General features: G+C 40.0%; 19 protein-coding genes. 6 read left to right on the forward strand and 13 right to left on the reverse strand.

Going from position 1 to position 20,560, the window contains the following annotated elements; all coding sequences use genetic code 11:
* The first annotated feature begins 51 nt into the window (after nt 1-51).
* Both BUA16_RS15385 and BUA16_RS15390 read left to right on the forward strand, forming a co-directional pair.
* A complete protein-coding gene (locus tag BUA16_RS15385; RefSeq protein ID WP_072765634.1) occupies nt 52-546 on the forward strand; it encodes a hypothetical protein in 495 nt (164 codons plus the stop codon).
* Nucleotides 539-1,045, forward strand: coding sequence for a nuclear transport factor 2 family protein (locus tag BUA16_RS15390; protein ID WP_072765635.1), 507 nt, complete (start codon nt 539-541; stop codon nt 1,043-1,045). Before BUA16_RS15385 ends, BUA16_RS15390 begins: the two co-directional genes overlap by 8 nt.
* A gap of 113 nt (nt 1,046-1,158) precedes the next feature.
* Here the strand turns inward: BUA16_RS15390 and BUA16_RS15395 are convergent, their stop codons facing one another.
* The 4 genes from BUA16_RS15395 to BUA16_RS15410 form a co-directional block, all read right to left on the reverse strand.
* On the reverse strand, nt 1,159-1,854 hold the full coding sequence (locus BUA16_RS15395) for a hypothetical protein (RefSeq protein ID WP_072765636.1): 696 nt from the start codon (nt 1,852-1,854) through the stop codon (nt 1,159-1,161).
* 136 nt (nt 1,855-1,990) lie between these two features.
* Nucleotides 1,991-2,368 carry a hypothetical protein gene (locus BUA16_RS15400; RefSeq protein ID WP_072765637.1) on the reverse strand — a complete coding sequence of 126 codons (378 nt, stop codon included), beginning with the start codon at nt 2,366-2,368 and terminating at the stop codon, nt 1,991-1,993.
* 121 nt (nt 2,369-2,489) lie between these two features.
* Nucleotides 2,490-3,299 (reverse strand): SDR family oxidoreductase, encoded by an 810-nt coding sequence (locus BUA16_RS15405; RefSeq protein WP_072765638.1) that lies wholly within the window; start codon nt 3,297-3,299, stop codon nt 2,490-2,492.
* Nucleotides 3,296-5,578: a M28 family peptidase gene (locus BUA16_RS15410; protein ID WP_072765639.1), complete on the reverse strand. Its 2,283-nt coding sequence runs from the start codon at nt 5,576-5,578 to the stop codon at nt 3,296-3,298. The genes BUA16_RS15405 and BUA16_RS15410 overlap by 4 nt, the downstream gene beginning before the upstream one ends.
* 212 nt (nt 5,579-5,790) lie before the next feature.
* Here BUA16_RS15410 and BUA16_RS15415 point away from each other — a divergent pair, with 212 nt between their 5' ends.
* The gene (locus tag BUA16_RS15415; RefSeq protein ID WP_072765640.1) at nt 5,791-6,252 is read left to right on the forward strand and encodes a CBS domain-containing protein; all 462 of its coding nucleotides are present in this window, start codon (nt 5,791-5,793) and stop codon (nt 6,250-6,252) included.
* A gap of 14 nt (nt 6,253-6,266) precedes the next feature.
* Here BUA16_RS15415 and BUA16_RS15420 read toward each other — a convergent pair whose 3' ends face one another.
* The 4 genes from BUA16_RS15420 to BUA16_RS15435 form a co-directional block, all read right to left on the reverse strand.
* Nucleotides 6,267-6,617, reverse strand: coding sequence for a hypothetical protein (locus tag BUA16_RS15420; RefSeq protein WP_072765641.1), 351 nt, complete (start codon nt 6,615-6,617; stop codon nt 6,267-6,269).
* Between the two features lie 32 nt (nt 6,618-6,649).
* Entirely contained in the window at nt 6,650-7,039 is a 390-nt protein-coding gene (gene gloA2, locus BUA16_RS15425; protein WP_072765642.1) for an SMU1112c/YaeR family gloxylase I-like metalloprotein, read from the reverse strand.
* Between the two features lie 153 nt (nt 7,040-7,192).
* Nucleotides 7,193-7,765 (reverse strand): pentapeptide repeat-containing protein, encoded by a 573-nt coding sequence (locus BUA16_RS15430; protein WP_072765643.1) that lies wholly within the window; start codon nt 7,763-7,765, stop codon nt 7,193-7,195.
* Nucleotides 7,766-8,269: 504 nt separating this feature from the next.
* The gene (locus BUA16_RS15435; RefSeq protein WP_072765644.1) at nt 8,270-9,862 is read right to left on the reverse strand and encodes a M60 family metallopeptidase; all 1,593 of its coding nucleotides are present in this window, start codon (nt 9,860-9,862) and stop codon (nt 8,270-8,272) included.
* A 483-nt stretch (nt 9,863-10,345) separates the two neighbouring features.
* Between BUA16_RS15435 and BUA16_RS15440 the strand changes: the two genes are divergently transcribed.
* Nucleotides 10,346-10,678: a single-stranded DNA-binding protein gene (locus BUA16_RS15440; RefSeq protein ID WP_072765645.1), complete on the forward strand. Its 333-nt coding sequence runs from the start codon at nt 10,346-10,348 to the stop codon at nt 10,676-10,678.
* Nucleotides 10,679-11,229: 551 nt separating this feature from the next.
* On the opposite strand, the gene BUA16_RS15450 is transcribed toward BUA16_RS15440, so the two are convergent.
* From BUA16_RS15450 to metG, 4 genes are all read right to left on the reverse strand, one after another.
* On the reverse strand, nt 11,230-11,748 hold the full coding sequence (locus tag BUA16_RS15450) for a ferritin (protein WP_072765647.1): 519 nt from the start codon (nt 11,746-11,748) through the stop codon (nt 11,230-11,232).
* 66 nt (nt 11,749-11,814) lie between these two features.
* Entirely contained in the window at nt 11,815-12,717 is a 903-nt protein-coding gene (locus BUA16_RS15455; protein ID WP_072765648.1) for a histone deacetylase family protein, read from the reverse strand.
* A gap of 72 nt (nt 12,718-12,789) precedes the next feature.
* The gene (locus BUA16_RS15460; RefSeq protein ID WP_072765649.1) at nt 12,790-14,913 is read right to left on the reverse strand and encodes a Tex family protein; all 2,124 of its coding nucleotides are present in this window, start codon (nt 14,911-14,913) and stop codon (nt 12,790-12,792) included.
* 557 nt (nt 14,914-15,470) lie between these two features.
* Nucleotides 15,471-17,540, reverse strand: a complete 2,070-nt coding sequence (metG, locus tag BUA16_RS15465; protein WP_072765661.1) for a methionine--tRNA ligase — start codon at nt 17,538-17,540, stop codon at nt 15,471-15,473.
* Nucleotides 17,541-18,059: 519 nt separating this feature from the next.
* Between metG and BUA16_RS15470 the strand changes: the two genes are divergently transcribed.
* Together BUA16_RS15470 and BUA16_RS15475 are read left to right on the forward strand one after the other, a co-directional pair.
* Nucleotides 18,060-18,419, forward strand: coding sequence for a YraN family protein (locus BUA16_RS15470; protein WP_072765650.1), 360 nt, complete (start codon nt 18,060-18,062; stop codon nt 18,417-18,419).
* 52 nt (nt 18,420-18,471) lie between these two features.
* Nucleotides 18,472-19,131 (forward strand): aspartate kinase, encoded by a 660-nt coding sequence (locus BUA16_RS15475; protein ID WP_072765651.1) that lies wholly within the window; start codon nt 18,472-18,474, stop codon nt 19,129-19,131.
* A 34-nt stretch (nt 19,132-19,165) separates the two neighbouring features.
* Here the strand turns inward: BUA16_RS15475 and BUA16_RS15480 are convergent, their stop codons facing one another.
* Nucleotides 19,166-20,497 (reverse strand): TlpA family protein disulfide reductase, encoded by a 1,332-nt coding sequence (locus tag BUA16_RS15480; RefSeq protein ID WP_072765652.1) that lies wholly within the window; start codon nt 20,495-20,497, stop codon nt 19,166-19,168.
* Between the last annotated feature and the right edge of the window lie 63 nt (nt 20,498-20,560).

Raw genomic sequence — 20,560 nt, forward strand, 5'->3', positions numbered from 1 at the left:
AATAAAAATTTTGGCTAAGATAGCTTTTATTAAAATTTGTACATTCGCTACATGGCAAAATTATTTTCAATTACCTTGGCCTTCTTATTGTTGGCCGCCTGTAATCAGGATAAAAAAAATGTGATTTCCAATGAAACCGTCGATACTTTCTTTAGTGTAGACTCGCTACCAAAACCCAATGCCTTAAATGGTAAGGCTAGTTTGGAAGTAAAAGATTGGGAAGCATTTAATCGTTTAGAAACTGCTTTTGAATCCTTGTACAAAGTCGCCAATAGGGAAGATTTGAAGTTGGTCATCGAAGACTTGATAGAGAAGCAAAAGTTGGTGGCGGGATCTCCTTATCCCGAAAAATTCGATGTTCCCCAGGTAAAAAGCAGGCAAAAAGTTTTTGAAACCTTTATCCTAAAAACAAAAGGGGATCTAGAATATAGGGTCAATACAAAAGAGGCTACCATAGAAATGATCCATGCCTACAACGCTTTTAGAAATCAGTTTAACGTCATGGTGAACAGTGCCATGGATTCCACCCTTATTTTCGATGAATAGACTTTTTATAGTAGGACTAATGACTATTTTGTCGTCTTCGCTTTGGGCGCAAAAGACTGCAGAAGCATATAAAACCGAAATTAATACCACCTTAAACGATTGGCATAAGGCGGCTGCCCAGGCGAATTTTCAGGGGTATTTTGATCTCATGTCCGAAGATGCCGTTTTTATAGGGACCGATGCGCATGAGAATTGGCAGAAAGAAGCTTTTATGGCCTATGCAAAACCTCATTTTGATAAAGGAAAGGCATGGGATTTCACAGCAGTAGAAAGAAATATTTACAGCAATGAGTCCAAGGATATCGTCTGGTTTGATGAATTGCTGGACACCCAAATGAAACTTTGCCGTGGCGCTGGAGTATTAAAAAAGATCGATGGAGAATGGAAAATTGCCCATTATGTACTTTCTTTGGTAATCCCCAATGAGAATGTTTCAGAGGTGGTACAGCTAAAACAAGAGAAAGACGATGCCGTGATAAAAAAACTAGGGTCGCAGTAACGAAATTTTTTTAATTAAGATTAAAAAGAACAGACCGCTCCTTAAAAGTAAAAACCCACCGATCGGTGGGTTTTTGTTGCTTTATAACAGCGCTAATAGGGTAGGATGCTATTTTATTTTGGCGCTTGTAGCTCTTGTTTTCTAGCTTCCAAGGCTTGTTTGCTTAGACTGGCCAAATTAAAATTAGGATCTAATTTTAAAGCTTCTTCAATAGTAGCCAAGGCTTGGTCTGGGTTGTTCTGATCCTTATTAAACTCTACCAAAGCCCTCAGGTGCAATAAGGCAGCCTTTAAAGAAACTTCATAGGGTTGTTGTCTTTCATAAAAAGCATATTTCATATCGTCCTGTGCATTGGCAATGCCGTAGGTTATATTTTCAGTAGCTCCTTTGTCGTCTCCGACTTGTATTTTTAGATCGGCCATTTCATAGGCTAAATAAGCATTTGGAGATCTTTTAAAAAGAACTTCAAACTGTTCCAAAGCTCTTTTTGGCTGGTTTAAAGCCTTTAAGGACATCGCTTTTACCTGTACGCCTAAATCCGAATCCGATTCGTTTTTTTCGATACCGATCGTATTTAGTGCCTGTAAATATTGGTTGTCATTGGCATAAATATAGGCCAAAGTATCCATTCGTTCTTTGCTGGGAGCAAGTACATTTAAGTGTGTTAAGGCATTAATGACCCCGTCCACATCGCCTTGTAGTCTCATTTGGTCGTAAAAGGCCTCATAGTGTTTGTGTAGGTCACTTTTAGTTTGTGCCTGATTGGCAAAGCCTGTCAGAAGCAAGAAAACCAGTACTGCTTTTTTCATTATTTTCTATTTTAGTTCACCAAAACTAATAAATTATTCCCATCCATTTACCAAGAGGGATATTTATCCTTAGAGGAGCAAAAAAAAAGGGATGCCAAGGAGCATCCCTTTTAGAATTTGTTATGTAATAATTGTACTAACAAGAAATATGTTCTTCCGTTTTTATGCTAAAACTGTGCAGAAGTTTGGCATAAAAGGGACTGTTCTCAAAATCTAGTTCTATACAAGAATTTAAAAATTCGTTTAAATCTCGATAGAGCAAGTTGGTTCTAAAAGTCGGTACCATAAGAGTGCCCGTGTCAACATCACTTTCATGGTCGTCTAAGACAATATCCATATAGACTCTTTTACGGTGATAGTCTATGGATACTTCAATGGCATTAAAGTTCCTTTTAACAAGTGCTATATGAAATGCTTGAAAGCGATTGGGTATCTTTGGTTGGGAACAACTTTTATCAATTAAGGCTTTCAACGCCACTCTGAGTTTTTGCGGTTCTAACCTTTCTTTTTTCATGATATTCTGCTTTTTGATCGGTGTAAAGTTAGCAGACAAATTTTATACCATTGCCAAAACTAAAGCCACTTTAACACCTAGTGCCTCGGTTTGTTGTGAAAGTGCGTTTTTATGTGGTGAACTAACTGATAATGGAGGTGTGGAAAAGATAGTTTTTAACATTAAAATGATTGCTTTTTATGATTTTGTCGATTTTTTCGGTGTTCTTGTCTAAAAAATTAGGTGGAACAAGGCCTCTTTTCAAGGCTTCTGCCGTATAGTAATCTCTTTTTGTTGGATGATATGGATATACCGCGTTAAAGACTTGGTCCCAAAGGTCTTTTTTTAGGACGCTCCTTATAACCCTGATACAATCGTTTAAGTGAATAAGGTTGATATGCTGATCGCCATTGGTGAGATCTTTTCGCCCCGAAAGCTGATATACTGGATGTCTGTTTGGGCCAATTAATCCGCCAAAACGAATGATAGTAGTGTTCAGCTCACTGTCGCTTCTAAAAATATTTTCGGAAGCTAGTATTTGTTTGCCAGCCTCGGTGGTAGGTTGGGGCAGCGTATCTTCGGTAAGCGTTCCCTGGGCAGCACCATAGACAGAAGTACTACTGATGAAAATTACTTTCTTTATGGCGCTAGTTTTTAAAGCGGTGTATAAATGGCGCATTTTAGCCACGTAGTTCTCAGTGGTAGCTCCCCTTAATTTGGGAGGAACATTAATAATAAGGACCTCTGCGTTTAACAAAAAGTCATGGATGTTTCCGCTAATTCCGCCTTCGGATAAGCGAACCTGAAAAGGAACTATTCCACTATCTTGTAAAAGCGCTATTTTATCGGCAGCGGTGGTCGTGCCATATACGGCATGCCCATGTTCTTTTAAAGATTTGGCTAAGGGCAAACCTAGCCACCCACAGCCTATAATACCTATGTTTTTACTCAAAATCTTATGGTTTTAGTGATAATGACTGCATCGTTCAATACAAATGGTTTAGGGATATTATCCTGAGGACGCTGCGGAACCGAAAAAAGAGGGTTATGCAGCAGGTCGTTGGAAGCCTCGTAAATTGTTAAGGCTAAAGTACTGTCTCTGGGGATGGTCAGTTGTAAATGGGTATCTTCATTATTACTGATGTAATGTGAAATTAATTTACCATTTGTTCTGTGTGCTAAAAAGTAATCGGATAAGGGTATCGTATTAATGATGGCTTTAGAAATAGGAATGTCGTTGGTGAATATTTCCAAACGATTAACTTCTCGTTGTGGACTTATAGAGATATCCAAGTGACGGTACCCGCCAACGATGGTGTCCTTGTTCGTGGTAATTAATGGGGGAGATATAGATTTTAAGGGCGCTGCTGATAGTTGGGTAAATCCTGTGCCGTATTTGCTGCTTAAGGTCTTGTGCTCATTCGGCTGGGGGTGTTCTTTTTGCACGCCAATATATTGTGCTGTCCAGCCCGATAAAACATGGTCATAAGTAGCCCAGTGTGCCTGGTTCTTGTCCGCGTCTAAAAGGTAGACCAAACTAGTAGGATTGGCGCGGTCTACGGTATAGGATGCACTAAAATGTGCCGCTATAAGAAAGCTAATACCAAGGAGTAGACTTAAGGTTGCATATTGCAATTTCTTTTTAAAAGTACCTAGTGCGGGCAATAACAAGAAAAATGTTAAGGTTGTTAATAGGGTACTCGCGATCATCATTTTTAACCCTAGGCCAACGGGAAACATTTTTATAAATGGAGAAAAGATCCAAATGGCGGGCAAGGTTAAAAGGAGCATTAAAATGGAGTGAGGCGATTTTTGGTTGATTAGGATCAATAGGGATGCAAGTAAACCATACACAGGAATAATAAAGAAACTACCGCCCTTTAAATAGAACGCTAGGCCCCCACAAATAAGAAGCCACAAGAGTAATGGGGCTACCAGTAAATTTTGGGTGCTCCCTTTTCCGAATTTGTGATAGCACCAAAAGCTGACCCCAACAGAAAGTAAGGTAAAGGCAGCAATATAGCTGTATCCATTATATGTAAAGCCCTGTAGGATATCTTGATACTCGGGGTAGGCCCATTTTAAAACCGGCCAGGAAAAATACCCGATGAGTCCATTAATGACCAGGGCAAGAAATAGGGGAATAGCGCCAAGGGCAATTTCCTTTATATTCAGTCGCCTTTTTTGAAACCCGAGGATCATTAAAATAATGAAGGTTACTACTGCCAATAGTAACATGGGGAAAATGTATTCAAAAGGGTAGGATACCATTTTAAAGAAGGGAACATTAAAATATACTGAATCATTTATAGTTTGTAATCTCCCTAAATCGGCTTCACTAAAATGTTTCAGTAGCGGCATAAGGTAACTCCCTTGATGGGCCAAAGTATTCCGGTCTAATCGGTCGTAGTCGTCTCTAAAGGTATGGTAATCATAATGGTCGTCTATAAAGGCAAAATTCATGCCTTCTATATCCATATCTTCCCTAAAAACAGTAAGGTCGGTATCGTTGGGCAGCATTTTGTAAATGCTATACACCAGTGAATTGGCAACTGGGTATTGCGGATCGGCCGCCGTGAATTCCTTGATGAGGTTGGCATTTCCTTTATTGGTCTCTATGAGCATATAGGAAGGGCCGCCGCTACCACGGGCCTCAAAATTTAAGGCCAGGCCAATTTCCTTTGCCCAAGGATGCTGGTTCACAAAAAGGTCGGCTCCGTTGAGGCCCAATTCTTCTGCATCGGTAAAAAGAATGATGATATCGTTTTTTGGGAGCTTGTTTTCGTGTAAAAAGGCACGGATTCCTTCCAAAATGGTAGCAACACCACTAGCGGCATCACTGGCCCCTAAGGATGAATGTGGGCTACTGTCGTAATGAGAGAGCAATAGCAATGCTTTCCCAGGGTTACTGCCTTTTATTCGGGCCAATATATTGGTGGCCTTGCTTAAGTTGCCCCAGTCGCCAGCCGTATACCCTTCCTGAATGCTAGGCTGCAATCCTAGGTTCTTCAATGCTGAAATTAGGTATTCCCTAACATCGGAATGGGCAACAAAACCAACAGCATGCGGTTCTTTTGACATGTTTTCAACGTGTACAAGTGCGCGGTCCGTAGAAAACAGGGTGTCGGCAATAGAAGAATGGGGAGTATAAGAGGGCATACTACTCTTAAAGCTCCAAAAAATTGCCAGTAAAATCAGTAGTAGACTGCTAACAGAATGAATGTTTTTCATAAAACCTGGATAAAACTTAAAAGTAAGAAATTCTTGCTGTTAAACCATTTTTGTTTCACATACAGTTATAAAGGGAACGATTTATTTAAAACCAACAATTCTAAAAACGCAATAATTTTCCCTGATAATTATTAATGTAAAGGTAGAAGTGTCAATAAGTTGCTTAATTGCGAATAAAATACTATATTTCAAATTAATCTAAAACGAAATATATGGGGATAAAAAGTTTTCAGGGAGTGCGCAAAGCAGTTAAAAAGGAATTTGATGCTCCCATTTTAGTAGCAGACTACATGACTAAAAGTTTAATCACCTTTACTCCGGAACAATCTATCTTAGAAGTGATGGAACTATTTGCCAAACACCATATTTCTGGCGGACCGGTATTGGATAGTAAAGGGGCACTGATCGGTATTATTTCAGAAGCCGATTGTATGAAACAAATTTCGGAAAGTAGGTATTTTAATCAACCAATATTGGACAAAAACGTGGAGCGTTTTATGAGTACCGAGGTAGAAACCATTCCGTACGATATGACCATTTTTGATGCAGCAGGAATTTTCGATAAACACAAAAGGAGAAGACTGCCTGTAATGCAGAACGGCGTTTTAGTAGGACAGATCAGTCGTAAGGATATTGTCATTGCAGCCTTAAAATTAAGCGGACATAGCTGGTAATGATTGCTAGGGACTTATTCGCGTTTTACAATCATATAATAGTCGTTGTCCAAGGGGAGATATCCCAAATCGTAGACAAAATAATAAGTAGTCCCTTTTTTTGTGGTGTAAAGGTTGGTTAGGTAATCAAAATCAAAACCTTTGTCCATTAAACGGGTTTTGGTCGTTTTTGTTTTTCCTTCCTTTAAGGAATAACTGTCCAAGACCCTATAATTTTTTCGTAGTCGGTTGTTAATATTTCTGATAAGGTTTTTACTGTCCTTGTTCAATTTGTTGTTGTATGAATTGCGACAGTAATCCGAACAGAATTTTTTATCTATCCTGCCAACAATCTTATCTCCGCACTCTAAGCATTGTTTTTCCATTTTTTTTAATTTTAGGTCGGTGTAAACCGACTTTATTTTTGGTATAGTTCTATCGGTAAATCGTCAGGATCAAAAATAAAAGTGAATTGCTTTTGAGTATTTTCATCCAAGCGTATGGGCTCTGCAACAACGCCATATGAAGCTAATTGCCGTACCGCGCTTTGCACGTCCTCTACTTCAAAGGCCAAATGCCTCAGTCCGGCTGCTTCCGGTCTCGATAATCGATTTGGGGTGTCGGGGAAGGAAAATAGTTCTAAAACGTATTCCCCGTTCAATGCCAAATCCAATTTATAAGATTTTCTTTCCTCTCTATAGACTTCTAGAGTAGGAGTTAGCCCAAGTACCTCTATATAGAAATTTTTGGATCTTTCGTAGTCCGAAGCGATAATGGCGATATGGTGTACCTTATTTAAACTAAGCATGGATGTTTCTTATTATTTCTATTCACAATGTACCATTGTATGTTCCCCGTCATAATTATAGCCACTATTATAGTATAAGAAGGTAAAGGGAATTAAGGGGTAGGCTGAAGGTACAAAATAAACAATTACAAACGACTATCAGGGGGTTGAGGCCTATTGAACGCTTATATCGTATTTTTGTAAAAGCCCGGCCACACCTTCTTTGGAGAATTTTGCTTTTTTTAGCCTGTTTTTTTCAGGGTCCAAACTATAGTTAACGGCAGTTCTAAAATCGGTTTTTTCCAATATGGTGCTTTCGAAAACAGCTCTTTTTAAATCGCAGTGGTTAAAACTTGCCCCAGTTAAATTGGTTTCCGAAAAATCTACATCCTGTAATTTACAAGTATCGAATATGATCTTTTTTAGGGTCATGTTATAGAAAGAAGCCAAGTTTAAGTTGCACTCCTGAAATTTAAAAGACAGCAAAAACGGATTGCATTTATCGAACCTCAAACCCAATAATTTACATTTTGTAAAGAGAACTTCGTTAAAAGAGGTGTTGGTTATATTGGCATTGCTAAAATCGCATTCCACGAACTCGCACTCCAAAAAACTATTGTTAAACACTCCGGCCTCGGAAAAGGAGCATCCTATAAAAGTACAGTTGTCATATTCTCCCTTCGCTAAAGGAGTTACTGTAAAATCTATGCCCGTAAAGGTTTGGTCTTGAATAAAAATAGGCTTCATTAAAATATTTTAACTGTTTAGCAGCAATCGATTCATAGGAGGTATGCTGTGGCGTCATTTATTTTAAATGATCTTTAAGGTTGTAAAATAAGCAATTTAGGCAACTATATTAAAGTATCTAAATAGAAAAAATTCGATAGTGCTACCCACTGTTGGCATTTTTAGTGGGGCGTTCCCTCCTACGTCGGGCAGGCTCTTGGCTATATCCCTTGCGCTGCTGCGGGGATGCCGCCGCGATCCTTAACGCAAAAATATTGTAAATATTCACCATAACAGCTTTTTTGGTGCCACTGCAGATATCTACGGAATAGACATAGGAATGTAGTGGTCAAAGCAAACATGCCCCTGCTACAAAAAAAGATCGGCCATCTTAATAGATTGGCCGATCTTTTAGTTCCTTCCAAGGACATCTTGCTTTTGTAAAACGCCAGGGAAATTTAGCGACAACCTTTAGTCAACTTCAAGGCTTACGACCAAGGTCGGTTGCTTCAGCTGTGTCGTGAACTAGTCTTCTAAAGTACTAATGTCAATTTTTGGCTTTGGTAGGTTCATAGCTTTTATCTCGGCCTTACAGGCGTCTACCATTTCTTGGGTCATCTTATAAGTATAGTTGCCATAGTCGTTATAATCAAATTCGCCTATATGGAAAAAACCATATAGATCAAAGAAATCGGTAAGGTCGGTCTTACTTACTTCACAGGCCGTTTTTACAAAATTGAGTTGGTGTTTGGCAGGGTTATTACCTCTGTCTCCCCATCCTCCTGCTCGTTTTGGGTTTCCGTTTTTCTCGCGCTTAGCTTCTCCCTGTTGGCGAAATGCTTCGAACAGGTCCGGGTAGAAGTCCGGATTGTTTCCGATACCGGCGAAATATAATTGTAATTGCCAAAACGGAACTACGCGGTTAAACACGTCCCCATCCTGTAAATAAGATATTTTTCCGTCAATAATGCTTTCGCGCGATTTTTTATAGTTCTCTTGATTAGCAATACGGCTTTTATTGCCGTAGGAAGTAGTCACGTACAGGGAAAAAATATTATTGCTGACCTCTCCAAGACCGCCCCAGTTGAAATAAGGACGCAACTGATGTACATGCCCAACCTCATGGCTAAAGCCCCAACATGGGTCCCCGGAGATTACCCGGCTCGGGTCTACCACCATGGCCATGGCATTACCGGGCTCTGTGCCCATATAGGCCACGCCATCCCCATCCCTAAACATATAATAGTTGTAGTTTACACGAGCTAAAATATGGTTTTTAGGAACTTTGTTATATTTGGTCAACCCTAAGATACGGTGTTGCCTGTACACTAAGGAGTCGTAATTATTAATGAGCTCCATGCCTCTGTTATAGGCGTACTTTTTAATATCCGCTGCCGGATAGGCAATCTGGATATGTTTTCCCCGAGCGTCTACAATAGGGTAGACGGCATTGTCTACTAAGTTGTTCCAGTCCGCATCAGTGTCCGTGGCGCTGTCAAAATAGCCATTGACCGGTGCCGAAGGAAAATGGACCTGAATGGCGTTCTTGGTTTCGGGGTCATCAGAAAAGTAATCAATGTAGGCAAGGCCATCAAAATCGGTTACCTCCACTATGTTTACCCCGTTTTGCAGTCTGAATTCCTTCTTTTGAATGCCCCAACCGGCAGGGTCTTTTGTGGGGTCTATGCCTTCTGGAGCCCTGCGGTTCCAATTTACGATGACTAAACCAACTTCGGTGTTAGCGGCAATGCCATCGACCAGTACAAGCTGCTTTCCGGTGGGCATATAAATACCTGTAATGTTTTCGTACTTGCTGTAACCGTCCCCGATCATTAGTTCCTGTCCTAAAACAGTAGGAGAAAGGTAGGCACCATACCTTGCCATACGAAAATTGGCATCATATTTTTGGGCATACAAGGCCTCCGCCGTTTCTCGTAAACGCTCATTCTTTATGTTGGCGATGTCTCGTTTTTTAACCTTCTTTTTTAAGGATAGGGCCATGGGGGTTTCAAATACCGAGAGATCCGTGTAAACAGCGGCTATTTCCGAAGCGGATTGACCATGAACTGCAACAATAAATAAGGAGCAAAAGAGAATGGTAATGAAATTTTTTTTCATGCGTATATTGATTTTAATTTTATAAATAAGGATGGTGTTCTATTATAGAAAAAGGGAATTGGTTATAATTTTGAACGGTGATAACCCTAAGAGCAAATTTCTTAAAGATTGTTAGGAAGGCAAGAAGCTTTACAGTCATGGATTTCAAACACAGGGGCATTTTAACTTCTGTAGGCATTGCTGTAGCTATATTCTTCTAGGGCGATTAATTTTTTCCGAAGGGAAAGATACTAATTATTAAAGATTTGCTTTCCCCAAATTAAGTTTTGCTTATGGAGTGCTTACATTTTATTGGTATTTTCCATCATAAATCACAAATTCCCCAAAACAGCAAGTATTTTTCTTCTCAAGGACAGGAGTTTACAAACGACTACAAACGATAACAAGCGAAATTAAATAGTTTTTAACCGAATAACTTTTGGTCCTGGGAGTAGGTTTGTGGTATCAAAAATTATTAACTGTTTAACATTAAAACTTTTTATTATGAACGCACTTAGAAACAGAGTACAGTTGATCGGAAATTTGGGGAACGACCCAGAAATTATTAATCTAGAAGGCGGTGGCAAACTGGCCAAATTCTCCATTGCCACGAATGAGACCTACAAGAACGCCCAAGGGGAGAAGGTTACGGATACCCAGTGGCACAATGTGGTGGTATGGGGCAGGACTGCGGAGATCGTGGAAAATTATTTGATCAAGGGCAAAGAAGTGGCCATTGAGGGAAAATTAACGACCAGGTCCTATGAGACCAAGGATGGGGAGAAGCGGTATTTTACCGAAATTAAATGTAATGAGTTGTTAATGCTGGGCAAATAGGCCGGGTAAAGCAATATATGGGAAAGCTCCCTACAGCTGTAGGGAGCTTTTTTGTTTTTTCCCAAAACGATAAGAATGGGGTAATAACTTTTTGAGATTGGTAAAAAAATAAATGGCCTCCAGAAATAAATCGAGAAGCCATTATATGAGGTTATAGATATCCTTTTAATTGCCAATGGTGTATGCCACCATCTTTAGAGAGAAGGCACCTAATTGGGAACTATGCCAAACGATGCTGTAAAAAAAATCTGCTGGGAAGAATTTGATTTAAGCAACCTTTTTCATCAAATCAAAGCAAGGGCAACGTTTACATCTTTTAGATTCGGATTTTTTAAACTTTTCGCAGCATTTGGTCTTGCAGCCTTGGGGGACCAATGCTTTAAGAGCCTCTTTCTTGGATGCCTTTAGCTCTTTTTTAAGCTTTTTTTCGGCTTTCTTCACCTGCTTTTCCCGGTCTTTATCTTTCTTTTTGCCCACTTTTTCAGAAATTAATCGACGGCAAAAATATCTATTTTAATTCAATCTAAATAAGATTTAATGTTAAAGTTATTCTATTCCTTAGGAGTAATGGCCGCACTGTTCGCTGTAATCTGCTGAATGTCACGATCAAATAAATAAAGTCCGCCTTTGTCATTTCCAATAAGGTTGATCTTATCCAAGATATTACGGGCCAAAGCTTCTTCTTCTATTTGTTCGGCGACATACCACTGCAGAAAATTGTGGGTGGCATAATCCTTTTCTTCAAGGGTTACATGTACCAGTTCATTAATGCTATCGGAAACAAAGATTTCGTGTTCGAGCAATTCATTGAACATTTTTTGAAAAGTGCCAAAATCATTTTTTGGGGCTTTTAGTTCCGAAATATGGGCGTTGCCACCACGTTCGTTGATGAATTTTATCAATTTAAGCATATGCATGCGCTCCTCATCGGACTGGGCATACATAAAATTGGCAATACCTTCTAATCCTTTACCTTCTGCCCATGAGGCCATAGATAAATATACTTGAGATGATGCGGCCTCTATACGAACTTGGTCATTGAGTGCCTTTTCTAGTTTTTTTGATAACATAGCAGTGTTTTTTTTCTAAGGTTATATTTTTTAAAGTTACGAATAATTGAAGCCATTTGGAAACGTCTAAAAATAGATATTTTGTGCCGCTCTAAAGGTGTTGGCATGGGCTTCAATAATGAGTTTTAGGTCCTCGGAATAGCCGCCTCCCATACTACATTGCACCGGAATTTGATGGTTGTGGCAAGTTTCTAAAACAAAAATATCGCGTTGTTTACATCCTTCGATAGTCATATTAAGAGTGCCTAATTTATCGGTGCCCAAAATATCTACTCCCGTTAAATAAAATATAAAATCGGGTTTAAAAGTGGCTAATAGCTTGGGTAGGCGATCCTTTAAAATGGAAAGATATTGTGCATCGGTAGTGCCCTTGGGCAGTGGAATGTCCATATCCGATGTTTCCTTTTTAAAAGGGTAATTGCCGGCCCCATGCATAGAAAAGGTAAAGACCGAAGGGTCATTCTGAAAAATCTCTGCGGTCCCATTGCCCTGATGGACGTCCAGGTCGAGGATTAAAATATTTTTGGCCAAGCCTTTCCCTTGTAGGTAACGGGCAGCAATGGCCTGATCGTTTAGCATACAAAAAGCTTCCCCTTTGTCGGAATAAGCGTGGTGCGTGCCCCCGGCAATATTCATCCCTATCCCGTATTGCAGGGCAAATTCACTGGCCTTTATAGTGCCGTCGGCTATGATTCTTTCGCGCTCTACCAAATCCTCGGTCAGCGGAAAACCTATTTTTCTTGCGGCTTTTTGCGGGATTTTGATATTTAACAAATCGTAGAAATACTCCGGATCGTGTACCGCCAAAATATATTTGTCATTGGGAACGCTGGGCATAAAAAAATTATCGGGTACACAACAGCCTTCCTCTAACAATTGTTGTGGCAATAAGTCGTATTTCAACATAGGAAACCTATGCCCTTCCGGTAAGGGGTGGTTATAGAGGGGGTGATGCGCTATTTTTAACATTTTGTCGGTCGGATCTTTATGAGGGTATCTACATCGTTTTTTATCAAAGAATGCACGAAAAATCCCTTGTTTTTATTTATGTAAGGCCAATTGGATGCGTTTTCTGGCAACATCTACTTCTAATACTTTTACGATTACCTGTTGGTGTAAATGAACGTGTTCATTGACATCTTTTACAAAGCTATCGGAAAGGTTGGAAATATGTATAAGGCCACTCTCTTTGATGCCTATATCTACAAAACAACCAAAATTGGTTAGGTTGTTTACGATACCCGGCAATAGTTGTCCTTCCTGCACATCGGTAATGGTTCTTATATTTTGATTAAAGGTAAAAACCTTGGCCTTTTCACGTCGGTCCAGGCCTGGTTTTTCCAATTCTTTGATAATATCTTCCAAGGTGGGAAGGCCTATATCTTCAGTACAATACTTTTGAAGGTCTATTTTCTTTAGGACCTCTTTATTGCCTATAATTTCTGAAAGTTCAACCCCTTGATCTTTTACCATTTTGTTCACTAGGGAATAACTTTCCGGATGTACAGCGGCGTCGTCCAAAGGGTTCTTGGCATTTTTGATCCGTAAGAATGCGGCCGATTGTTCAAAAGCTTTCTCCCCCAATCTGGCCACCTTTTTTATCTGAGCTCTACTGCTAAACGGACCGTTTTCATTTCGATAGGCCACAATGTTTTCAGCTAATTTAGGTCCTATCCCCGAAACATAGCTCAACAGGGCAACACTGGCGGTATTTATATTTACCCCAACGGTATTCACGCAGCTTTCTACGGCCACATCCAAGGAGTTTTTTAATTGATTCTGGTCTACATCGTGTTGGTATTGTCCCACACCTATAGATTTTGGGTCTATTTTTACCAGTTCGGCCAAGGGGTCTGCCAAACGACGCCCAATAGATACGGCTCCTCTTACGGTTACATCGTAATTGGGAAATTCTTCCCTGGCTATTTTGGAAGCCGAATAGATGGAGGCTCCGGCTTCGCTGACCACAAAGACCTCAATAGGGTTTTTAAATTGGATTCGTTTTACCAATTGTTCCGTTTCCCTGGAGGCGGTACCGTTCCCAATAGCGATGGCTTCTATTTTATAGGCATCGGCCAAAGAACTCAATTTTTTTATGGCGCCCTTGCTATCGTTTTGCGGGGCATGGGGGTAAATGGTCTCGTTGTGTTTTAATTCGCCTTGGGCACCTAGGCAAACAACCTTACAGCCGGTTCTAAATCCGGGATCAATGGCCATAATTCTTTTTTCGCCCAAGGGGGCCCCTAGTAATAATTGTTTGAGGTTTTTGGAAAACACCTGTATGGCGGCTTCATCGGCCTTTTCCTTGGCTGCTTTTAGGGTTTCCTTAGAGAGGGACGGCAACAATAGGCGTTTATAGGCATCCTGTACCGCTATGCTGATTTGCTCACTACAGGCATTGTTGCCATTAATAAAGCGGTCCGCAATGTCCGAAATGGCCTTATCGTCCTCAATTGCTACTTTAACGCGTATAAAACCTTCTTTTTCGGCGCGTAGAATGGCTAACAGCCTATGCGATGGACAACGGTTTAAAGATTCGTTCCATTCAAAATAATCCCTGTATTTTTGGGCTTTCTCATCCTCTTTTTTAGTAGCAATAACCTTTGTGCCCAGTTGTGCATGCCGTTGTAGTTGTCTTCTAACTATATTCCGTATATCGGCCCGTTCATTGATCCATTCCGCAATAATATGTCTTGCGCCCTCTAGGGCATCGTCCTCATTGGAAACATTTTCATTGACATACTTTGTAGCGATGCTGGCAAGATTTTCCGTGCGTTGGGCCATGATTATTTTTGCCAAGGGTTCCAAGCCGTTTTTTATAGCGGTTTCTGCCTTGGTTTTCCTTTTTTTCTTAAAGGGAAGATACAAGTCTTCTAGGGTGGTAAGGTCGCCGCTTTGTTTTATTTTTTGGGCCAATACATCGTTCAAAGCCCCTTGTTCCTCAATAACTTTAAGGATGGCGGTTTTGCGTTTCTCCAAAGTCTCGAACTGAGCCTTAAGAGTAACGATATCCCCAATCTGAACCTCGTCCAAATTACCTGTTCGCTCCTTTCTATAACGAGCTATAAAGGGAACCGTACAGTCTTCGTTTAATAAAGCAACGGTGTTTTCTATACTCTTGGTCGGAATTTGGGAATGTTGGGCAATGTAGGCTAAAAGTTGCATAATTAGTACTTAGTGTTTTTGTGAGTGTTAGCGGCCATAGATAAAGGTGATTCCATAGAAAATAAATAATTGTCTTCTAAAGGATCTTGTTTTATGGCCTCTTAATTTTCTTGCCAGTATTGTGGCAAGCCGCCATGCAATATATAATTTTATTAGTAACTAAAAGGAGGTACGGATCAGGAATAATTGCAGTGTTTTATTGCTTTATGGGGAAGCTGAACATTGATAAAACAAGCAGGCCCCATTTCAAAAGTTGGGACTTCTATTAAAATTCTAGCTATATAGTCTTCAAACATATAGGTCCAATAGAACAATTCGGCCCAAACTGGCCGTGCATGGTTTTAATGCGTTAGGGATCGCAGCGGCATCCCCGCAGCATGGCAAGGGATATAGCGAAGAGCCCGCCCGACGAAGGAGGGAACGCCCAAAGTATGAAGCAAATGGGTATCGGAAGTTGGAAAATAAATGGGCCTATTCCCAAAGTAGTATTGGAAATAGGCCCAATTATGAGTAGTATAAAGGTTGGCACAGGGCTCGTTTGGCCGTGTGTGCATCTTTTAATTTATGGTCTCGCCACTGCTAACGCCTTCTTCGTCTGGGTTAACAAAAACTATTTTCCCATCGGCATTCTCGGTCATTAAGATCATCCCTTCGCTATCGACACCACGTAAGGCCCGCGGTGCCAAGTTCACCAATACGGTCACTTTCTTGCCCACAATATCCTCGGGAGCAAAACTTTCTGCAATACCAGAAACAATGGTTCTAACATCGATACCGGTATCGACCTTAAGGACCAATAATTTTTTGGCCTTAGGCATTTTCTCCGCTTCAATGATGGTCCCAACACGCAAATCTAATTTGGAAAAATCATCGAATGTAATGGTGTCTTTTTGTGGGGTAACTTCTTTATTCATAATTTCATTTGCTTTTTTGGTAGCTTCCAATCTATCTAGTTGAGCCTGTATGGTTTCGTCCTCGATTTTGCTGAACAATAGCTCGGCCTGGTTAATTTGATGTCCGTCCGGAAGTAGCGCTTCTTTTGAGGCAACATCTTGCCAAGCCAAGGCTGGGCTAATATTAAGGATATTTTTAAGCTTAGTGGCCGTAAAAGGTAAAAATGGCTCACTTAAAACCGCTAGGGCCGATCCAATTTGTAAGGCTACATACATAATGGTTTTTACGCGTTCCTCGTCTTGTTTTATAACTTTCCAAGGTTCGGCATCGGCCAAATATTTATTCCCTAAACGGGCTAAATTCATCAATTCTTGTCCGGCTTCACGGAAACGGTAGCGCTCTATGGAGCTAGAGATGATTGCCGGGTATTTTTTAAGCTCCTCAAGGGTTTCCCTGTCTACCTCCGTATAGGCCGCAGGAGGGGGAACGATTCCGTTGTAATATTTATTGGTCAAAACCACGACACGGTTGATGAAATTGCCAAAAATGGCTACCAACTCATTGTTGTTTCTTGCTTGGAAATCCTTCCAGGTAAAATCGTTGTCTTTGCTTTCCGGAGCATTGGCCGTTAAGGTATAGCGCAATACATCTTGCATATTGGGGAAATCTTCCAAATACTCGTGTAACCAAACCGCCCAGTTTTTAGAGGTCGATAATTTATTGCCTTCCAAATTTAAAAATTCGTTGGCCGGTACATTTTCGGGTAAAATAAATTCGCCATGGGCTTTTAACATACTCGGGAAAATAATACAGTGGAAAACGATATTATCTTTCCCTATGAAATGCACCATTTTGGTGTCCTTTGCTTTCCAATAAGGTTCCCAGTCCTTTCCTTCCCTTTCTGCCCATTCCTTGGTGGCAGAAATATACCCTATAGGAGCATCGAACCATACATATAAAACCTTGCCATCGGCACCTTCTACCGGTACTGGGATACCCCAATCCAAGTCGCGCGTTACCGCCCTAGGTTTTAAACCATCATCGATCCAAGACTTACATTGTCCGTATACATTGGGTTTCCAATCGTTTTTATGACCTTGTAAGATCCATTCCTTTAAAAAATCCTCATAGCGGTCTAAAGGCAGGAACCAATGTTTGGTCTCTTTCATGGTAGGGATAGCCCCTGAGATAGTCGATTTAGGATTTATTAGGTCCGTAGCATTTAAAGTAGAACCACATTTTTCGCACTGATCACCATAGGCTTCTTCATGACCACATTTAGGGCAGGTACCTATGACGAAACGATCGGCTAAAAATTGTTGTGCTTCGTTGTCGTACAACTGTGCCGTTGTTTCTTCGATAAAATCGCCTTTCTCGTATAATTTAACAAAAAAGTCAGAGGCGGTTTTATGATGTATCGGGGCAGAGGTACGGGAATAGTTGTTAAAGGTGATCCCAAAATCTTCAAAAGATTTTTTTATAATACCGTGATATTTATCGATAATGGCCTGTGGCGAAACGCCTTCTTTTTTGGCCTTCATCGAAATGGCCACTCCGTGCTCATCACTACCACAAACAAAGGCAACATCTTTTCCTGTTAGCCGTAAGTACCTCGCATAAATATCGGCAGGTACGTAAACACCTGCTAAATGTCCAATATGTATGGGGCCGTTGGTATATGGTAGGGCAGCAGTAATGGTATATCTTGCTGGAATCGTCTGGTTTTGCGACATTACATTTATATTTGGGTGCAAAAATAAAGATTTTTGCGAGGGGGAGCCCTTTAAGGCAAAAAAATAAGCCTTTATCCTTCTCAAATTTCCTTGGAAAAAGCAAAGGCCCATGCAATAAGTAGAGGGAATATGCGGCTGCTCTAAAAGTTCTAACGAATTGTTTGATTTTTACGGCTAGGGTAGCACTGTATTTTTTCGATCAAGGAGGGGACGTTTTATTGGACCCTATTCCTTCTTTTTTCTTCTATACGGGGCGTACCTTGGACCATCGCCTGGTGCAATCGGGTGTTTAGCTCAGTGCTAGAGAAGAAGTGTAGTTTTAGTTGCTTGTTTATTTCAGCCTTACCGTACCAATCGTTTTTGGAAAACTAGGTTAGTAGGGGTATTCCTTATCATATTTATTACTCATAACATCTTGGTAATCTTATCTGTACAATTATGCTAATGGTCGAATTTTGGATGAGCAAGTAGGTGGTTTTTAGATTAATACACGTTTTTTGTAAGAAATAAGCAACAGCGATGGGAGCTCACAACGATTTTGGTAAGACAGGAGAACAAATGGCAGTAGATTACCTGGTAAAAGACGGCTATTCTATTAAACGTAGAAATTATCGGTATTTAAAAGGAGAAATAGACATAATCGCCCAAAAAGGAGAAATTTTGGCCATTGTAGAGGTAAAATCTAGAAGTGTAGACTTCCTACAGGATATTGGTGATACCATTACTAAGAAGAAAATTAAACTGTTGGTACGGACGGCAGACCACTATGTTGTGTCTCGTGATTTGGACGTTGAGGTGCGGTTCGATCTCTTTATAATTCTTAAAGATAAGGGGGGTTTTACGATGGAGCATATCGAAAATGCATTTTATCATTTTTGATTATTTGTTTTATTTGTAACAATTTGTTATTTTTACCAAAAATTTAAGGATCATGAAGACTATATCATCTGTTGTTGAGGATTATATCAAGAAGAAACCATTTCTTCAAAGCGCTCTAGCTCAGGGAATTATCAACTTAACCTCACTGTCTCGAATAGTGAAGCCGGAGATAGAAAATGAACTTGGAAAGGATATTAGGAACGGTGCTATTGTGATGGCTTTAAAGCGATTATCGGACGATTTGGAGTTCCGGGCCACTCATAAAATCATCAAAGTTTTAAAAAATATTGGTGAAATTACGGTGCGTTCTTCTTTGACCGATTTTACATTTTTGGTTTCCGACTCAATTTTGGAGAATCAGACCATGTTATTGAAAGAGGTCAATAAAAACAAGGATGTTTTTTACACTTCTTCCAGAGGGGTAAATGAGATGAATATTGTGGTAAGTAATATTTTGGAAGACGCGATTGAGGAGTTGTTCAAGAACGAAAAGTGTACTCAGAAAGCAGAACACTTATCTTCGATTACCGTAAAGTTACCGGCAGAAAATGTATCGGTACCTGGAATTTATTATTTTATTTTTCAGCGATTGGCCTGGGAGGGAATTGTTTTATACGAGGTAATATCGACGACCAATGAGTTTACAATTATAGTAAATGACGAACAGGTAGATATTGCATTTAAGACTATTAAAGATTTAAAAGCCTTGTAAGATATACATCTACAAGGCTTTTTTTATTGGCATATTACAAAAGGCTGTTAAGAACCTCTTTTACTTCTATAACATCTGACGGCTTGGCTACAATTCTTTTTTTATCATCTAGGATATAAAAAGTAGGGGTGAGTTCTATTTGATATAAGGAAGTATATGGACTTTCCCATTTCCCCAAAGAAATACCATGGATAAAAGTAGGCAGCAGGGCAATCTCTTTTTTCCAGTTGACCGCGTCGTCTTCCAAGCCAATGGCCACTACTTTAGTATTCTTACGGTTTTTCATCGCTTGTTGTAGCAATGGCAGTTGCTCTAGACAGTGTGGACAGCTACTGCTCCAAAATACCAGTACATAGGTATCAGCGCCTTTTAGATCGCTTAATTTTTTCTCGGTATAACCGTCTACCCAGGTGATTTCTGGAGCGACAGCCCCTATGCGCAAGCGGTTATAGGCTTCAATTTCATTGATCAATTCACCGTTATTGGTGGCGATGGCCATTTCTTTCAAGTGATTATTATAGATATAATCGGCGGTATCATTATGATTGTTCTTAACCATTTCTCGCCATAATTCACTTAAGACTTTAATTTTAAAGGGCAGGGAGGTACCGTTAATTTTTGTTACTACGTCCTCTACGTTCACCTGCATTTCTTTTTCCAGTTTATCTTCGGAGAGACGCTCTAATGGCAGGGCTGTAAATACGTAGTTATTGATCTTTTCCGTTATGAATTTGGAGGCTTGTAATACCGGGTTTTCAAAACTGAAGTGATCAAAGAATTGACGATTTTTATTTCTTACATAAGACGAAACAGACTCGTTACCGTCTGAAATATAAGGGTGATTGGCTTTTATAAAAGGTTCTATAAATAGTCCGCTTGTTTGTACTTCATAATAGTTTTGAAGGGCAAATAATTTCTTGTTCAATTTGGAAAGGACGTCTTTGTTTGAGTTTCTTTCCGAATAATATTTAATGATATCTTGTTCTACTTCCGAAATTTTCGAAAAATAATCGTGGTACAAGATATTCTCTTGTGAATTGGAAAAGGATATCCCCTTGTTAAAATCAAAGTCTAAGGTAATATCTTCCCAACCATTGTAAATAACATCAAAATAGAATTCTTCTTGAGGTACGGCATACACCAAGCGGTATATACCTGCCGGGGCAGTTGGTGGCATAGTTAAGGAGAAGCTGCCTTCTTCTACGGGCGTGTTCGCAGTATAATTGAGGCTCCCAGGTTGTAATTGGTAGGCAATTATCCATTTGAAGTGCGATGCCGGTGACAAGGTTCCCGTAATGTTGTGCTGTGCTTCTACATTAATAGCGAGGAAGAGGCTTGCTATAAAAAAGAAATATTTAAAAACCATACCTTTTAATTTTCATGTTCATGGGGTTCCATTGGTATCATTGCCAATGCAATCTACAATATT

Source organism: Arenibacter nanhaiticus (assembly GCF_900141935.1).
GTDB classification, from domain to species: Bacteria; Bacteroidota; Bacteroidia; order Flavobacteriales; family Flavobacteriaceae; genus Arenibacter; species Arenibacter nanhaiticus.

Bases quoted from the DNA above. Each gene is read 5' to 3' on its own strand.
- BUA16_RS15385 (WP_072765634.1), top strand. From the start codon at position 52: ATGGCAAAATTATTTTCAATTACCTTGGCCTTCTTATTGTTGGCCGCC.
- BUA16_RS15390 (WP_072765635.1), top strand. From the start codon at position 539: ATGAATAGACTTTTTATAGTAGGACTAATGACTATTTTGTCGTCTTCG.
- BUA16_RS15395 (WP_072765636.1), bottom strand. From the start codon at position 1,854: ATGAAAAAAGCAGTACTGGTTTTCTTGCTTCTGACAGGCTTTGCCAAT.
- BUA16_RS15400 (WP_072765637.1), bottom strand. From the start codon at position 2,368: ATGAAAAAAGAAAGGTTAGAACCGCAAAAACTCAGAGTGGCGTTGAAA.
- BUA16_RS15410 (WP_072765639.1), bottom strand. From the start codon at position 5,578: ATGAAAAACATTCATTCTGTTAGCAGTCTACTACTGATTTTACTGGCA.
- BUA16_RS15415 (WP_072765640.1), top strand. From the start codon at position 5,791: ATGGGGATAAAAAGTTTTCAGGGAGTGCGCAAAGCAGTTAAAAAGGAA.
- BUA16_RS15420 (WP_072765641.1), bottom strand. From the start codon at position 6,617: ATGGAAAAACAATGCTTAGAGTGCGGAGATAAGATTGTTGGCAGGATA.
- gloA2 (WP_072765642.1), bottom strand. From the start codon at position 7,039: ATGCTTAGTTTAAATAAGGTACACCATATCGCCATTATCGCTTCGGAC.
- BUA16_RS15430 (WP_072765643.1), bottom strand. From the start codon at position 7,765: ATGAAGCCTATTTTTATTCAAGACCAAACCTTTACGGGCATAGATTTT.
- BUA16_RS15435 (WP_072765644.1), bottom strand. From the start codon at position 9,862: ATGAAAAAAAATTTCATTACCATTCTCTTTTGCTCCTTATTTATTGTT.
- BUA16_RS15440 (WP_072765645.1), top strand. From the start codon at position 10,346: ATGAACGCACTTAGAAACAGAGTACAGTTGATCGGAAATTTGGGGAAC.
- BUA16_RS15450 (WP_072765647.1), bottom strand. From the start codon at position 11,748: ATGTTATCAAAAAAACTAGAAAAGGCACTCAATGACCAAGTTCGTATA.
- BUA16_RS15455 (WP_072765648.1), bottom strand. From the start codon at position 12,717: ATGTTAAAAATAGCGCATCACCCCCTCTATAACCACCCCTTACCGGAA.
- BUA16_RS15460 (WP_072765649.1), bottom strand. From the start codon at position 14,913: ATGCAACTTTTAGCCTACATTGCCCAACATTCCCAAATTCCGACCAAG.
- metG (WP_072765661.1), bottom strand. From the start codon at position 17,540: ATGTCGCAAAACCAGACGATTCCAGCAAGATATACCATTACTGCTGCC.
- BUA16_RS15470 (WP_072765650.1), top strand. From the start codon at position 18,060: ATGGGAGCTCACAACGATTTTGGTAAGACAGGAGAACAAATGGCAGTA.
- BUA16_RS15475 (WP_072765651.1), top strand. From the start codon at position 18,472: ATGAAGACTATATCATCTGTTGTTGAGGATTATATCAAGAAGAAACCA.
- BUA16_RS15480 (WP_072765652.1), bottom strand. From the start codon at position 20,497: ATGGTTTTTAAATATTTCTTTTTTATAGCAAGCCTCTTCCTCGCTATT.